Below are 15919 nucleotides of genomic sequence, written 5' to 3'. Positions count from 1 at the left end.
AGTGCCTGAGCCCAATGGAATATCGGGCTCAGGCACTGGCTGCGTAGACTCTAATTTACCGAGTCCAACTTTCGGGGCCCAGTTCACACTTTGGTGCAGGAGCGTTTGGTATTTAAGCCCCACTACTGCAGGAGCGTTCGGTATTTAAGCCCCTTATGTGAGCGAGCGTCGGGGTGTTGGGTGGGTTAGAGGCCGGCGCGGCGCAGAGTCTGCTGGGCGTGCAGCAAAATGGGGCCGTCCACCATCTGGCCGTTGAAGGCAAAAACACCGGTTCCGGCGGCGCGGGCAGCAGCCAAAAGTTCCTGCGCCGCGGCAACGTCCGCCGGATCGGGCCGGTAGGCAGCACGAACCACCGCAACCTGGGACGGGTGGATGCAGGCCTTGGCACCAAAGCCGCTGGCAACCGCGTCCTCTGACTCAGCCGCCAGACCGTCCAGGTCGGCAAAGTCGGCGTAAATGGAATCGATCGCAACCTTTCCAAAAGCGCCCGCCGCAAGGAGCAGCTGAGAGCGTGCCTGAGTTGCCACCGCCCGGTACGCCCCTGCGCGCGGCCCGGACGCGAAGCGGCTGGATGTCCCGCCCAAGGAAGCCACCAGATCCTCCGCGCCCCACATCAGGGCCACAACATTGGGCAGTTCCGCCAGTGCCGGTGCCGCGAGAATGCCCGCGGCAGTCTCACACAGGACCACCACGTTGTAGTCTGCGAGCGCAGCGATGGCTTCGGGACGCGATGATTTGGCCACCATGATGGTGTTGAAGTTGCCCAGTGCCAAGGCCGCCAAGTCCAGCCGGCTTTCCTCCGTATCCAGGGCATTGATGCGCACCATGGTGGTTGCCGGGTCCAGCCCGCTGGTAGCCAGGTTCTGGCGGGCATGGGCCTTGGCCGCGGGCGCCACGGCATCTTCCAGGTCCAGAATGACGGCGTCGGCCCGGTCAGCGGCCTTGGCGAATCTCTCGGGCCTGTCCGCCGGGGCGAAGAGTAGCGCCGGTCCCATGGTGAATTCTTTGCGCACGGAAATGGTGGGCTCCTTCTCTAGGCTGTCACCGGGGCTGGCTAGTGCGTGGGCATCAGCAGGAACAGTGCTGTCCTGCTGGCAATTCCGACCACGACGCCGGATTGGTTCCGTCCGGTGTGTTCCATTGTCACAATACCTTGGCCGGGCCGTGAGGCTGAGAGCCGTTTTTCAGTCACCACAGTCTCCGTGTACAGGGTGTCCCCATGGAAGAGCGGGTGTGGGAAAGAGATGTCGTTCATACCCAGCTGTGCCACTATTGTGCCCTGGGTCAGCTGGGCCACGGATTGGCCCACCATGGTGGCCAGGGTGAACATGGAGTTCATGAGGCGCTGGCCAAAGGGTTGCCCGGCGCTCCATGCCGCATCCAGGTGCAGGCCCTGGGTGTTCATGGTCATGGTGGTGAAAAGGACGTTGTCCGTTTCCGTCATGGTGCGCCCGGGCCTGTGCTGGTAAACAGTGCCGACTGAAAGTTCTTCAAAGTACAGCCCCCGCTGGGTGACCACTGCCGGGGCTTGTGCGCGCGGGAATCCTGCGTGACCCTCATTCATACATTGTCCACATCATGCATCTCCACATTCAGTGGCGCACCCGTGGCCGCCACAATCTCGGCCACACTGACCTCGGGTGCCAATTCCTTGAGCACCAGCCCGTCCGGTGTCACCTCAATGACGGCCAGATCGGTGACGATGAGGTCAACGCAGCGTTTCCCTGTCAACGGCAGCGTACACTCCCGCAGGATCTTTGGGTTGCCGTCCCTGTCCACGTGTTCCATCATGACGATCAGTTTCTTGGCTCCAAACACCAGATCCATGGCCCCACCCATGCCCTTGACCATCTTGCCCGGAATCATCCAGTTGGCGAGGTCGCCATTCTCGGCAACCTGCATGGCACCCAGCACGGCCACATCGACGTGCCCCCCGCGCACCATCCCAAAAGAAAGCGCCGAGTCGAAGAAGGCAGCCCCCTTGTTCACGGTCACTGTCTCCTTGCCGGCATTGATCAGGTCGGGGTCGACGTCGGCTTCGGCAGGATAGGGGCCCGTGCCCAGTATCCCGTTCTCCGAGTGCAGCACCACCTCCACTCCCGCAGGGATGAAGTTCGGTATCAGCGTGGGCATGCCAATCCCCAAGTTCACGTACTGCCCGTTGTGAAGTTCCTGTGCCACCCGGGCAGCGAGCTCATTGCGCGAAAGTGCCATGGTCATGCCTCCTGTCCGCTTGAAACGGTCCGTTTTTCGATGCGCTTCTCGCTGCCCGGGGTGCCTGCCGGGACGTGGACTACGCGTTGGACGAAGATGCCGGGGACGTGCACGTGTTCGGGGTCCAGCTCGCCGGGTTCCACGAGTTCCTCAACCTCGGCGATGGTGATGCGACCTGCCATGGCGCAGAGCGGGTTGAAGTTCATGGCTGTTGCATGGAAGGCCAGGTTGCCGTGGCGGTCGCCCTTCCACGCGTGCACCAGCGCGAAGTCCGGGGTCAGGGATTCCTCCAGGACAAACTCGGCGTCCCTGAAGGTGCGCACCTCCTTGGGTGGCGAAGCAATGGCGACTCCGCCGGCGCCGTCGTACTTGCGCGGCAAACCACCCTCGCTGACTTGGGTTCCCACCCCGGCCGCAGTGTAGAACGCCGGGATGCCGGCGCCGCCTGCCCGGAGCTTCTCGGCCAGCGTGCCTTGCGGGGTGAGTTCAACTTCCAGTTCCCCGGCCAAAAATTGCCGGGCGAACTCCTTGTTCTCCCCCACATAAGAGGAAATGGTGCGCCGGATGCGACCGTCGCGGAGCAGGATGCCCAGACCCCAGTCGTCCACGCCGCAATTGTTGGAGATGGTTTCCAGCCCGGACGTCCCGGCACTGTGCAGGGCTGCGATGAGTGCCACCGGGATACCGCACAGCCCAAAACCGCCCACGGCCAGAGATGCACCGTTGTGGATGTCGTGGATGGCCGCGGCCGGGGATGCAACTACTTTGTTGATCATGGGAAGCTACCTTTCCTGCAGTTTAGAGACCTAGTTCCCGGGCGATGAGCATCAGCTGGACTTCCGTGGTGCCTTCCCCGATCTCCAGGATTTTGGAATCCCGGTAGTGGCGGGCCACGGGGAATTCGTTGATGAACCCGTAGCCGCCAAAGACTTGAGTGGCATCCCGGGCGTTGTCCATGGCTGCCTCACTTGCTGTCATCTTAGCTATGGCGGCCTCCGTCTTGAAGGGCTTGCCGGCAAGCATGCGTGCAGCAGCGTCGTAATAGGCCAGCCGGGCCAGATGGGCGCGGGCCTGCATGCGGGCAATCTTGAAGGAGATGCCCTGGTAGTGGCCAATGTTGTGGCCAAAGGCGCTGCGCTCCTTGGCGTAGCGGGTGGCCTCGTCAACACAGCCCTGGGCGCTGCCCGTGGCAAGGGCCGCGATGGCGATCCTGCCCTCGTCCAGAATGGACAGGAAGTTGGCGTAGCCGCGGCCCCGCTCGCCCAGCAGGTTCTCCTCCGGCACCCGCGCATTGGCAAACGTCAGCGGGTGGGTGTCCGAGGCATTCCAGCCCACCTTGCTGTACGGCTTCTCCACAGTGAATCCCGGCGTGCCATTGGGCACTAGGATGGTGGAAATTTCCTTCTTCACCGAACCGTCCTTGCGCTCGGCGGTGCCCGTCACGGCGGTGACTGTGACGAACTTCGTGATGGACGTGCCGGAGTTGGTGATGAACTGCTTGGAGCCGTCGATCACCCATTCACCGTTCTCCAGGCGCGCCTTGGTGGCCGTGCCCCCGGCGTCCGATCCGGCGTCGGGCTCGGTCAAACCAAAGCCTGCGAGCGCCGTCCCTGTGGTGAGCGATGGCAGCCATTGCTCCTTTTGTGCCTGCGTGCCGAAGCGGTAGACGGGCATGGCGCCGAGCGAAACACCAGCTTCGAGCGTGATGGCCACCGACTGGTCCACCCTCCCCAGCTGCTCCAGAGCCAGGGCAAGGGCAAAGTAGTCCCCGCCCATGCCGCCGAACTCTTCCGGGAACGGCAGGCCAAAGAGTCCCAGCTCCCCCATCTTGGCCACCACTTCATAGGGGAAGGAATGGTCCTCGTCGTGTTTGGCAGCCACGGGGGCCACCTCATTGTCGGCGAAGTCCCTGACCATGTCACTGAGGTCCTGGTGCTCGTCATTGAGCTCAAAATTTGGCACGTTATTCCCCTTCAGGGCTGGGTGTAGTTGCAAGCGGTTCGTCGGGGATCACTGTGGCCACAATTTGATTGGCTTTCACCAGCGCCCCCACGGCCACACTGATGTGGGCTGTGCCGGCGATGGCTGCCACCAGCTGGTGTTCCATCTTCATGGCCTCCACGCCGAGCAGCACGGCGCCGGCCGCCACCCGGTCCCCAGTACTGACGTTCAGGACAGTCACGGTGCCGGGCATGGGGCTGCGTACGTGCGGATCGGCTGCGGCGTCCTCACGTTCCAGGCTGGCCAGCATGCGTGCCACGGCCTGATCGCGGTCCAGCAGTTCCATGGCCGCACCCCACCCGCCGCTGCCTAGAAACACCTCATGGCCGTCCGTGGCCAGCTGGTAGTCGCGTTCGTCGCCGCGCACCTCCTGCGGCTGCTCTCCCAGTCCACTGACATGTACGACGCCGGACCCATCAGTGCCGCCGCCGCTCTGGCTGCCGCTGACCGTCACCACCCCTGTGCGCCCGGGGCCGGCGAAGGCCATGCGCCACGGTGCCGGATCGCCCAGCCGCCACCCGTCGCCGCGGCCCCATGGACCTCCCGGCGGACGCCCCGGCGGAGGAGCCGGCGTTTCCGTAGTCGGCGTAAAGGAGACGCCAAAGGCCGCCCGCGGCCGACGCGTCGGATAGCCGCCGAGGGAATGCCGGTCCGCAGCCGGGGCCTCCGGAATACGGACAAACAGGGCCGCGGCGGCGTAGTCGCTGGCGTCTAGGGCCCGGAAGGCCATGTCCGGCAGTTTCCGCTCGATCAAGGTGGTGTCGAGGCGCCCGGCCCGGACGTCAGGGTCTGCCAGGAGCAGGCGCAGATACTCCACGTTGGTGGACACCCCCAACACCACATAGTCCCGCAAGGCGGCATCCAGGCGGTCAAGTGCCTGGGCTCTGTCCGTACCCCACGCGATGACCTTGGAGAGCATGGGATCGTAGTTTGATAAAATCTCCAGTCCGGGCAGCAGGGAGCTGTCAACGCGAACCCCGTCCCGCAAAGCGACAGATTCATCCAGTGCTGCCACAGTCCCGGCCGACGGCAGGAATCCCTGGGCGGGGTTTTCGGCGTAGATCCTTGCCTCCACGGCATGGCCCACAAGTGTCACTGACTCCTGGGTGAAGGTGAGCCGCTCCCCGGCGGCTATGCGCAGCTGCCAGGCCACCAAGTCCAGGGGCTCCCCCTCCACCCGGGCCACCATTTCGGTCACCGGGTGTTCCACCTGCAGGCGGGTGTTCATCTCCATGAAGAAGAATTCGTCCGGACGGTCATCCGAGACTAAAAACTCCACGGTGCCGGCCCCTGTGTAGTTCACACTGGCAGCCGCAGCGCAGGCCGCGGCGCCGATGCGGTCTCGCGTGGCACCGCCGTCGTCCAGGGATTCCAGCAGGGGCGACGGCGCTTCCTCAATAACCTTTTGGTGGCGGCGCTGCAGGGAACACTCGCGCTCGCCCAGGTGCACCACGTTGCCGAAGGTGTCCGCGAGAATTTGCACCTCAATGTGCCGGGGATTGGCCACCAGACGCTCCAGGAACAAGGTGTCATCACCAAACGCGCTGGCCGCAACCCGGCGGGCGGTGGCCAGAGCTGCGGGCAGATCCTCGTGGCTGAACACGCTGTGCATGCCCTTGCCGCCGCCGCCAGCCGAAGGTTTGATGAGCAGCGGATAGCCAATCCGCTCCGCAGCAGCAATCAGCTCAGCATCCGTGAGCCCGGGCTTGGAAATCCCCGGCACCACGGGAACACCTGCGGCGGAGACATGGTTTTTGGAGCGGATTTTGTCGCCCATCACGTTCAAAGCTTCAACGTTGGGGCCGATGAACGTGACGCCGGCCGCTGCGAGCGCCTGCGCAAACGCCAGGTTCTCGGACAGGAACCCATAGCCGGGGTGGACTGCCTGGGCGCCGGATGCGCGGCACGCAGCCACGACGGCGTCGATGTTCAGGTAGCTTTCCGACGCCGCTGCGGGCCCGATGCACAGGGCGGCGTCGGCCTCGCGCACGTGGCGGGCTCCGGCGTCGGGCTCGGAATAAACAGCCACCGAGCGGATGCCCAGGCTGCGCAGGGAACGGATCACGCGGCAGGCAATTTCTCCGCGGTTGGCCACCAGGACTGTATCAAAGAGAGGTGTCACAAGGGACTCACATTCTGAAGAGGCCGAAGGAGGTTTCCGGCAGCGGGATCCGGGCGCACACATCAAGGGCCAGGCCAAGTATCGTGCGGGTGTCGGCGGGGTCAATGACGCCGTCGTCCCACAGTCGGGCGGTGGAATAGTAGGGGCTGCCCTGGTCCTCGTACTGGGCCAGGATGGGGGCCTTGAACGCTTTCTCATCCTCGGCCGCCCAGTTGTCCCCGCGCTGTTCGTGTTGCTCGCGTTTTACCGTGGCCAGTACAGATGCGGCTTGGTTGCCACCCATGACGGAGATGCGGGCGGCCGGCCACATCCACAGGAAGCGCGGGCTGTAGGCGCGCCCGCACATGGAGTAGTTGCCTGCGCCAAAGGAGCCGCCCACAATCACCGTCAGTTTGGGGACCCTGGCGGTGGCAACGGCCGTCACCATTTTTGCGCCGTGCTTGGCGATGCCGCCGTGTTCGTAGTCCTTGCCCACCATGAAGCCGTTGAGATTCTGCAGGAAAATCAGCGGGATGCCGCGTTGATCGCACAGTTCAATGAAGTGGGCGCCCTTCAGCGCCGATTCGCTGAATAGGACACCGTTGTTGGCAACGATGCCCACAGGATGGCCGTGCAGGGTGGCAAAGCCGGTGACTAGCGTGGTGCCGTAGCTCTTCTTGAACTCGTGGAACTTGCTGCCGTCGACCAGCCGGGCAATGACCTCGCGAATGTCGTAGGGAGTGTTCAGGTCGGTGGGCACCACCCCATACAGCTCCGCCGGGTCAGCTTCCGGAGCCCGGCTCTCACCCACAGCCCAGGCCGGAGCCGGGTTGGGCGGGAGGGTGTCCACAATGTCGCGCACTATGGCCAGGGCGTGCTGGTCATTCTCCGCCAAATGGTCCACCACCCCGGAAATGCCTGCGTGGACCTCACCGCCACCGAGTTCCTCGGCAGTGACAATCTCGCCGATGGCGGCCTTCACCAGCGGCGGCCCGCCCAGAAAGATCGTGCCTTGGTTGCGCACTATGACGGTTTCATCGCTCATGGCCGGCATATAGGCCCCGCCGGCCGTGCAGGAGCCCAGAACGGCGGCAATCTGCGGAATTTTCCGCGCCGACATTTGCGCCTGATTGAAGAAGATCCGGCCAAAGTGCTCCTTGTCCGGAAACACCTCGTCCTGCTTGGGCAGGAAGGCGCCCCCGGAGTCCACCAGATAAATGCACGGCAACCGGTTCTCCAAGGCAATTTCCTGTGCCCGCAGGTGTTTCTTCACCGTGAGCGGGTAGTAGGTGCCGCCCTTGACCGTGGCGTCATTGCAGACGATCATGACGTGGCGGCCCTGCACCAGCCCGATCCCGGCGATGACACCCGCCCCGGGGGACGCGCCGTCGTACATGCCGTGCGCAGCAAGCGGCGCCACCTCAAGGAAGGGGCTGCCCTCATCCAGCAGCTGGTCAACCCGCTCGCGCGGCAGCAGCTTGCCGCGGGATAGATGGCGTTCGCGTGATTTTTCGGGGCCGCCGCGAGCAGTCTCACGCAGCAGTTGGCGCAGCTGTGCCACCAATTCCCGCTGCTGGGCATCGTTGCGGGCGAAGGTCTCCCCCGCCGGCTCCACCCCGCTCTGCAAAGTCTCCATCGACCCCTCATCCGCTACACTTAGTTAATAATCACTAACTGAGTTTCAGGTTAGTCCGTCAATTCTGTGATGTCCAGCACAGGAAGGAATCTGATGGAGCAAGCAACCACCAGTCGCATTCAGGCCAAGGCCAACCGCCGCTCAGTGCTGCTCAAATCCGCCGCCACCTTGTTTGCCCAGCGTGGTTTCAGCGGCGTGTCCATTGAGGATTTGGGGGCAGCTGCGGGAGTGAGTGGGCCCGCCGTGTACAGGCACTTCAGCGGGAAGCAGGCGTTGCTCGGTGCGCTGCTGATTGGTATTAGCGAAGACTTGCTGGCGGGAGGGCAGGCCGTGCTTGCTTCCACGCCCGACGCCGAAGCCTCCCTGCGCGCCCTGGTTGCCTTCCACGTTGACTTTGCCCTGAGCCAGCCGGATGTGATCCGTGTCCAGGACCGGGACCTCGATTCACTCAGCGACGCCGACCGCCTCCAAGTGCGGTCCCTGCAGCGCGCCTACGTGGAGTTGTGGGTCCAGGTGCTGGGCACAATGTACCCAGAACGCAAGGATGCTGTGTGCCGGTTGCAAGCCCAAGCCGTTTTTGGCCTCATCAACTCCACACCACACAGCCTGCGCGTTCACGGGCGCAGTGCGGACGGGCCAACGGCACCGTCAACGGCAAGGACAGTGCTCGAATCCATGGCTTGGGCAGCGCTGACTGGTTCCTGACCGTACCCCGCGGGCTAAGGCGACAAAGGAAGGCTGGCGCGCAGGAAAAACCCACTGTCTCTCGGCCCCCATTTGATACTCCCCCCGGCGATTTCCACTCTCTCCTTTAGCCCGATGAGCCCATAACCCGGACTGCCGTCATGAGGGCTTTCGGGCTTTCCGGCTCCGTCGTCGAAAATGTTGAGAGTGAGCGCGTGAGGTTCCCACTGAAGCTCTATGAGCGCACTCGTTCCAGATCCGGCGTGCTTGGTGATGTTCGTCAGCGACTCCTGCACCACCCGGTAAGCCGCGTGACCTACGCTGGGGTCAAGTTTCCTGGCCTGCCCCGTTGCCTTTACATCTACGTGCACCCCCGCCAACCGGACAGGCTCAAGCAGCCAATCAAGGTCGCCTAGGGTCGGCAGCGGGCTTTGCTGTTCGTCGTTTGCCGTCTCACCGCGAGGCTTCATCAGTTTCAAAAGACGGGCAAGTTCCGCCGTCGCCTCAGTGCCAACGGCCTCGATGACATCCAGGGCTTGGGCGGCACGTTGGGGATCGGAATCTATGACTTTGCGTCCACCGGCGGCGTGCAGCATCATCACGGTCACGGCATGGGAGACGATATCATGCAGTTCCGCGGCGACATGGGCGCGTTCGTGGGCTATCGCGACTTCGGCCTTTCGTTGCTCTTCCTCCAAAGAACTAATGCGAAGACGGTTTCGAGCAACAAAACGGCCGAAGGCCCAGGCCCCTCCGATATACACAGCTGCCGTAGCGATGAACCAGAGATCTTGATCAAAGGGCCTGCCGCGTGACCCAGTCAGGACAGGAAGGGCCACTGCCGCGACGCAGGCAGCCAGGGACTGCCGCAGCGACCTGTCAGATGCCACCGCGGACAGCGCCAGCAGGACTGCCACTACGGGCATGTACGGGACGAGGAAAATTTCCGAGAAATTGAAATAGTTCGGAGTGAAGAAGAACTCGAAGATCACTTGATGCAGCAAAAGCCCGGCAAAAACCATCAACGGGGCGCGATGCCGCCACAGGAGGGGTACAAATCCGCCCGCCACGTAAACGACAGCTGCCACGGCGAGGGCTCCCGAGAGCGAACCAGAGGTAGCAGGAAGAAAGCTGGCCAGCTCGATGCAGAATGCCAATGCGATGACTGTGTAATCGGCCCTGTTGAAGCCAGATGACCGATGCAGCGCCGCCGGACCATGGCGTACACCCTTGATGGTCGGATACTTTCGGACCATGGCCCACCTCACAACGGGTTGCCAGAAAAAGGTTTTGTCTGTATCTCTAGTCTGCGCCCGCGCACAGGAGCCCGTCATCCATCCTCCGCATGGCAATGGCATACATCTGCGGGTTCAGTAGGGACCGCGGTAGTAATCGGAGACAGCCTCCCAGACAGGAATGTGTTCACCCCCGCCCGTCCGGCTTGACCAGGCCCAACCGGTACGCCGCCGCGACAGCCTGCGCGCGGTCCGCGACTCCAAGTTTCATGAGAATACGGTGCACGTGCGTTTTCACGGTCGCCTCGCTCATAAATAGCTTTCCGGCGACGTCGGCGTTGTTCATTCCGCGAGCAATCGCGGCGAGCACTTCCCGTTCACGGTGTGTCAGCATGTCCAACTCTGCAGGGGTGGGGAGAAAGGGCTCCGGTCTGTTGGAAAATTCTTCGAGGAGCTTGTGGGTGACGTTCGGGTCAAGCCAGCCCGCTCCCTCGGCAAGGGCGCGGATGGCTGATGCCAGGGTGCGCGGCGCCGAGTTCTTAAGGATGAAGCCAGATGCTCCGGCACGGAGGGCGGCGTGGACTGCAACATCGTCGTTGAAGGTGGTGAGTATCAGCACCGGTATCGCCTCCCGGCCCCCAGCATTGAACTCTTCGGACGTGAGAATACGGGTCGCCATCACGCCGTCCATGACGGGCATGCGAACATCCATCACCACGACATCGGGCTGAAGTCCCGCGACCATTTCCACACCTGCGCGGCCGTCGCCAGCCTCCCCGACAACGACCATGTCGGGCTCAGATTCCAACAGCAGGGCAAGTCCCGCCCTGATCAGGGCTTCGTCGTCGACAAGGACAACTCGCAAGCGTCCATCCGACTCACCGGCCGTCAACGCGGCACCGCCCGCGGCTTCGCATGTCTTCCATGAGTGGACAGTATCCATTCTGACGCTGAAAAGCCATGGTCAACCTCATCGAGTGGACCGACCGTGGCTACGCCCTGCGACGTAGCTGGTGACCGCGCGGCATCACCCTGCTGATGTACAGCGGAATGGCGACCGTGGGTAGACGCGCTGCAGTCCTCCTGTGATCAACACTGATAGCTATCAACTCCATGAAAGGAGACATCATGCAGCGGATTCTCAAGTACGCGACACGTATGGCCGCGTACAGGGGCCGATCGACGTCAGCGTTTGGAAACACGCGCGGGGCAGCATGCACTGGAAGGGAATAGCCATGAAGGCCATGGATAGATTCGGAGCGTTTAGCGGAGTGGCCTACGTGGCGCTGGCCAACGTTGGCAGCGCGTTGGTAGGTGAGGGTGCCACCGGTTCGGGATCCCCCGGACAACTGATTCTGGATGAGCAACAGAGAATCGCCCAGAATCCGTGGGCCAATGCGGCGTTTGCTGTGTTGGTTTTGGCGCAGATGGCCTTCATAGTGTTCGTTGGCTACTTGTGCTCGCAGCTGCGGCACGCCGGGTGGCTTGCGACGACGGCTCTCGTGGGAGGGATCGCCGCGATCATGGCCAATCTCACTTCCATGGCGATTGTGATTGATGTGTTCGTCCTCCGGGACGACATCCCACCGGAACTCGCCCGAGCCCTAGTCGGCGTGGATGGAGCCGGACACTTGGTGCAACTTCTGACATTGGGAGTGTTTGTGCTGTTCGCCTCCGCCGCGGCGCTGCAGACGCGCACGCTGGGACGGGTGCTGAGCTGGGCCGGCATGGCGATCGGCGTCACGAGCATTGCTGTTCTTGCGGCAACCGGCCTTCCCGAGAACGAGGACTACTTCCTCTGGCCGTTCCTGCTGGTCATACTGTGGATTGCTGTGATCAGCCTTCGCCTCGGCTTCGTCAGAAACCGGGAAAGGGCGCCTGCTGCCGTCGTGGCTGCGGCAGGCTGAGGCATACCGGGAGCACTCAATGAACTCCCCGCACGCAAAAAGCGCCGGGAACCCGGCGCTTCTTGTTCACGATGAGTTGGCAAGAAACTTAGTGCGCTGCCATGCCTCCGTGATGGCCCTCAGCGTGCTCATGCATGCTGGGCTGCAGCGCCATGACTGCCGCAATCACAGCCACGCCTCCGGCGATCCAAGACGTCCATGTTGCTGCCGAATGTGCTGTGTAGCCTGCCACCCAGGGGGAGACAAACAGCAACGCGCCAAGGACAATCTGAACCCATTCGGCCACGGGCTGCCCGGGGCTCATGAGGTTCCAAACGCCCGTAGCCATCAGCAGTACGCCGCAACCAATCATCATGACCATGGAACTGTTCTGCTGCGACGTCCACATTGTAGACAATGCAGCGTAAAGACCGGCCGCCACTACAACGTAGTCCTGCCAGCGATTCCACCTCTTCATCGATACCAACCTCCTCTAGAGTTGGCTCCCAACGTGGGGGTCACTTACAAATATACGTCCGCTCCCGCCGCGTATCCATAGCAATCATGTTTCATTCGGGGCGCAGTTCAACCCATCACCAGCCCCATGGCCGGATCGGCCATCATGGCACCCACATCAGCCAGGAAACGTGAGCCTTGTGCGCCGTCGACCAGCCTGTGGTCAAAGGACAAACTCAGTGTCATGACCTGTCGAAGCGCAATTTCCCCCTGGTATTCCCACGGTGTCCGGCGCACGGCCCCCAGGGCCAAAATGCCCGCCTCACCCGGATTCAGGATGGGCGTCCCGGCATCAATGCCAAAAACGCCAATGTTGGTGACGGAGAAGGTGCCGCCGGCCAGATCCGCGGGCGGCGTTTTCCCAGCCCTGGCAGTCTCCGCCAGTTCACCCAAGGCAACAGCCAACCCGCGCAGCCCCAACTCGTGTGCGTCTTTGATGTTGGGCACCAGCAGCCCCCGTGGCGTGGCTGCGGCAATGCCAAGGTTGAGGTAGTTGTACGCCACCACTTCCTGGTTTGCCGCATCCCAGTGCGTGTTCAGCGCCGAATGCCGTGCCACCGCCAGGCTCACAGCCTTCGCCGCCAGAGTCAACGGCGTCACCTTCAGCCCGGCAAACTCCTTCAAGCCGCGCAACTTATCCAGGAAGTCCATGCCGGCGGTGACGTCAATGGTCAGGAATTCGGTGACGTGCGGCGCTGTGAAGGCGCTCTCCACCATCGCCGCCGCCATGAACTTGCGGACCCCCTTGATGGGTGTGCGCACCTCCCGCGCATCTGTAATTCCACCCTGGGGCGTGTACGACGCCGGCGCCTCCACCGCTGCGCCGGATCCGTTGGCATGGTCCCCGGCGAAGGCGAGGACGTCCTCACGGGTGATCAGCCCCCGCTCCCCCGAACCCACCAGCGAGGCAAGCTCAATGCCCAAGTCCCGCGCCAACTTCCGCACAGGAGGAGTGGACCTGGGCCTATCCCCCTGGACGCGGGCGCCGGAGGCCCCGGCTGTAACCGCTGCGGCGGTGCCGAACACCCGCGCCCGCCGGGTGGGCCGCTTGGACGACTCCGGATCGGCCCCGTACCCCACCAGCGTAGGAACCCGCTTCGGCGCGGCGGCTGCGTCAGGCTCGGCGCCAGCTCCAGTCGCGATAGGCCCCCCGCCCGCTTCGCCGGCGCCCGAAGCCGCTCCCGGGGCCCTATCGCGTCTTTCGCCCGCGCCGATTGCTGGCCCCGCCACGTCGAAGGCGATGATCACCTCGCCCACTTCAACCATGGTGCCGGGTTCGTGGGTAATGGCCGTGACAACGCCGGCGTAAGGCGAGGGCAGTTCCACCACGGCCTTGGCCGTTTCCACTTCACCGAGGACTTGGTTGAGGGTTACGGTGTCGCCAACGGCCACGTGCCAGCTGACGATCTCGGATTCGGTGAGACCTTCGCCCAGGTCTGGAAGCTTGAATTCAGCAATCATTGTCATCCTTCCAGCCCCGTGAGGGAGTTGGGACGGCCCAAGGCGCGGTCCACGCCGTCGAGCATGCGGTCAAGATCGGGCAGATGGTGCTTTTCAAGCTTGGACGGCGGGTACGGGATATCGAATCCGGTGATCCGCACGGGGGCCGCCTCAAGGTAATTGAAGCAGCGCTCGGTCATGGCTGCAGCAATTTCGGCGCCAAGGCCCAGAGTTTCGGAGGCCTCATGCGTGATGACAAGGCGTCCGGTGCGGCGCACGGATTCCTCCAGCGGGCCGTAGTCGATGGGCGAAAGGGAACGCAGGTCGATCACCTCGACGGAGATGCCGTCGTCGGCCGCGGCACGGGCGGCGTCCAAGGCCGTCGCAACCAGCGGGCCGTAGGTCACCAGGGTGACGTCGGTGCCAGAGGAAACCACGCGGGCGGCGCCCATGGCGGGGGCCAGTGCCAGGTCCGCGTCCAGGTCCACGTCGCCTTTGCTGTGGTAGCGGCGTTTGGGTTCAAAGAACAGCACGGGGTCATCGCTGGCAATGGCCTGGCGCAGCAGTGTGTAGGCGTCCTGCGGGTTGGAGGCGCTGACAACGCGCAGCCCAGAGGTGTGCACAAAATAGGCTTCAGGCGATTCGGAGTGGTGTTCCGGGGACCCGATGCCCCCACCAAAGGGGACGCGAATGGTCAACGGCATCCGCACCTGTCCATGGGTGCGCATGTGCAACTTGGCTACCTGGGAGACGATTTGGTCAAAGCCGGGGTAGATGAAGCCGTCGAACTGGATCTCGCACACTGGCCGGAAACCCTTGTAGGCCAGCCCCACGGCAGTACCAATGATGGCGCTTTCTGCCAGCGGGGTGTCGATGACCCGGTGGGAGCCAAAGTCTTTCATCAGGCCGTCGGTTACCCGGAAAACGCCGCCTAATGTGCCAATATCCTCGCCCAGAAGGACCACTTTCGGGTCGTCGTCCATGGCCCTGCGCAGTCCGGCGTTGATGGCTTGGGTCAGTGTAAGAGTGCTCATGACAGTTTTCCTTCCGCGCTGGAGTTGCCTGCAGGGGCCCCGGCAAAGCCGCCCAGATACCGTGAGTAGTGATCGCGCTGGCGGTCCAGGATGGCGTGCTCACCGGTATAAACGTTGTCAAAAAGTGTCATTGGTTCCGGATCTGGCATGCCTATGCAGCCTGCTCGTAGTTCGGCGGCCACGGCGTCGGCCTTAGCTGCAACCTCGGCTTCAGCGCCGGCGTCGAGCGTTCCATTGTTGGTCAGGAGTGCGCGCACCCGGGCGATGGGATCCTTGCCGCGCCACTCCTCCAATTCGGACGTCTCCCGGTAGCGGGTGGGGTCATCGGCTGTGGTGTGGGGGCCCATACGGTAGGTGACGGCCTCGATGAAACTGGGTCCGCCGCCACTGCGGGCACGCGCTGCTGCCCACTGCGTTGCGGCGAGGACGGCCAGGACGTCGTTGCCGTCGACGCGCAGGCTGGGGATGCCGTAGCCGGGTGCGCGGCCAGCAAGGGGAACATGGGCTTGCAGACCCACGGGTTCTGAGATGGCCCAGTGGTTGTTTTGGCAGAAGAAGATCACCGGTGCCTGGAAACTGGCGGCAAAAACCATGGCCTCGTGGACGTCTCCCTGACTGGTTGCGCCGTCTCCCAAGTAGGCGATGGCCAGTGATTCCTTGCCCTCCATGGTCAGGCCCATGGCATACCCGGTGGCGTGCAGCGTTTGTGCACCAATAATGATTTGGGGCGTGGCCATGTTAATTTCATGGGGGTCCCAGCCGGTGTTGGCGCTGCCACGCCAGGTGCTCATGATCCCGGTAAGGTTGGCGCCACGGCAGTAGGCAACACCGTTTTCACGGTACGTGGGGAAGATGAAGTCCTCAGCCACCAAGGCCCGGACTGAGCCAATTTGGGCCGCTTCCTGGCCTAGCATGGGTGGCCACAGGGCCAGCTGACCCTGACGTTGCAGGGCCGTGGCCTCAAAGTCGATGCGCCTGATGACCACCATGTCTTGGTACAGCTTGAGTAATTGTTCATTATCGACGCCGGCCGCGAACGGGGCGAGGACCTCATCCGGAACTCGGGTGCCGGTTGCCGTTATGAGTTGGTGAATCACTGAATCTGTTGGTGACCCGGTGTTTGCCGAAGTATCCAGCACGGTGGTTCGCCTCCCTAGATTTTTTGCAGGCTC

General features: G+C 63.2%; 15 protein-coding genes. 2 read left to right on the top strand and 13 right to left on the bottom strand.

From position 1 onward, the window contains the following. Positions 1–185 precede the first annotated feature (185 nt). From CVS27_RS19560 to CVS27_RS19530, 7 genes are read right to left on the bottom strand one after another with little or no spacing between them, the layout of a single operon-like run. Positions 186–995, bottom strand: coding sequence for an HpcH/HpaI aldolase/citrate lyase family protein (locus tag CVS27_RS19560; protein WP_103467527.1), 810 nt, complete (start codon positions 993–995; stop codon positions 186–188). A 59-nt stretch (positions 996–1054) separates the two neighbouring features. Next, positions 1055–1564, bottom strand: a complete 510-nt coding sequence (locus tag CVS27_RS19555; RefSeq protein ID WP_103467519.1) for a MaoC family dehydratase — start codon at positions 1562–1564, stop codon at positions 1055–1057. After that, a complete protein-coding gene (locus CVS27_RS19550) occupies positions 1561–2214 on the bottom strand; it encodes a CoA transferase subunit B (protein ID WP_103467526.1) in 654 nt (217 codons plus the stop codon). The genes CVS27_RS19555 and CVS27_RS19550 overlap by 4 nt, the downstream gene beginning before the upstream one ends. 2 nt (positions 2215–2216) lie before the next feature. Beyond that, on the bottom strand, positions 2217–2990 hold the full coding sequence (locus tag CVS27_RS19545) for a CoA transferase subunit A (protein ID WP_103467518.1): 774 nt from the start codon (positions 2988–2990) through the stop codon (positions 2217–2219). A 22-nt stretch (positions 2991–3012) separates the two neighbouring features. Continuing rightward, positions 3013–4176: an acyl-CoA dehydrogenase family protein gene (locus CVS27_RS19540; RefSeq protein ID WP_103467517.1), complete on the bottom strand. Its 1164-nt coding sequence runs from the start codon at positions 4174–4176 to the stop codon at positions 3013–3015. Position 4177: 1 nt separating this feature from the next. Next, a complete protein-coding gene (locus CVS27_RS19535) occupies positions 4178–6337 on the bottom strand; it encodes an acetyl/propionyl/methylcrotonyl-CoA carboxylase subunit alpha (protein ID WP_243400289.1) in 2160 nt (719 codons plus the stop codon). A gap of 7 nt (positions 6338–6344) precedes the next feature. Continuing rightward, complete coding sequence (locus tag CVS27_RS19530; RefSeq protein WP_103467516.1) at positions 6345–7952, bottom strand: carboxyl transferase domain-containing protein; 1608 nt, start codon at positions 7950–7952, stop codon at positions 6345–6347. A gap of 93 nt (positions 7953–8045) precedes the next feature. On the opposite strand from CVS27_RS19530, the gene CVS27_RS19525 reads away from it, so the two are divergent. After that, a complete protein-coding gene (locus CVS27_RS19525) occupies positions 8046–8657 on the top strand; it encodes an SACE_7040 family transcriptional regulator (protein WP_243400288.1) in 612 nt (203 codons plus the stop codon). A gap of 14 nt (positions 8658–8671) precedes the next feature. On the opposite strand, the gene CVS27_RS19520 is transcribed toward CVS27_RS19525, so the two are convergent. Further along, positions 8672–9892 carry a sensor histidine kinase gene (locus tag CVS27_RS19520; protein WP_165788361.1) on the bottom strand — a complete coding sequence of 407 codons (1221 nt, stop codon included), beginning with the start codon at positions 9890–9892 and terminating at the stop codon, positions 8672–8674. Between the two features lie 166 nt (positions 9893–10058). Beyond that, entirely contained in the window at positions 10059–10814 is a 756-nt protein-coding gene (locus CVS27_RS19515) for a response regulator transcription factor (RefSeq protein ID WP_103467513.1), read from the bottom strand. A gap of 292 nt (positions 10815–11106) precedes the next feature. Here CVS27_RS19515 and CVS27_RS19510 point away from each other — a divergent pair, with 292 nt between their 5' ends. Continuing rightward, the gene (locus CVS27_RS19510; RefSeq protein WP_103467512.1) at positions 11107–11778 is read left to right on the top strand and encodes a hypothetical protein; all 672 of its coding nucleotides are present in this window, start codon (positions 11107–11109) and stop codon (positions 11776–11778) included. Between the two features lie 88 nt (positions 11779–11866). Here CVS27_RS19510 and CVS27_RS19505 read toward each other — a convergent pair whose 3' ends face one another. The 4 genes from CVS27_RS19505 to pdhA all read right to left on the bottom strand — a co-directional run bounded on the left by CVS27_RS19505 (position 11867) and on the right by pdhA (position 15886). Further along, positions 11867–12235: an SPW repeat protein gene (locus CVS27_RS19505; RefSeq protein ID WP_103467511.1), complete on the bottom strand. Its 369-nt coding sequence runs from the start codon at positions 12233–12235 to the stop codon at positions 11867–11869. A 107-nt stretch (positions 12236–12342) separates the two neighbouring features. After that, positions 12343–13734, bottom strand: coding sequence for a dihydrolipoamide acetyltransferase family protein (locus tag CVS27_RS19500; protein ID WP_103467510.1), 1392 nt, complete (start codon positions 13732–13734; stop codon positions 12343–12345). Positions 13735–13736: 2 nt separating this feature from the next. Then, a complete protein-coding gene (locus CVS27_RS19495; RefSeq protein ID WP_103467509.1) occupies positions 13737–14747 on the bottom strand; it encodes an alpha-ketoacid dehydrogenase subunit beta in 1011 nt (336 codons plus the stop codon). Continuing rightward, entirely contained in the window at positions 14744–15886 is a 1143-nt protein-coding gene (gene pdhA, locus CVS27_RS19490) for a pyruvate dehydrogenase (acetyl-transferring) E1 component subunit alpha (protein WP_243400287.1), read from the bottom strand. The genes CVS27_RS19495 and pdhA overlap by 4 nt, the downstream gene beginning before the upstream one ends. Positions 15887–15919: the final 33 nt, after the last annotated feature.

The sequence above is a fragment of the Arthrobacter glacialis genome (genome assembly GCF_002909445.1).
GTDB classification, from domain to species: domain Bacteria; phylum Actinomycetota; class Actinomycetes; order Actinomycetales; family Micrococcaceae; genus Specibacter; species Specibacter glacialis.
This window is presented reverse-complemented; position numbering and strand designations above follow the sequence as displayed.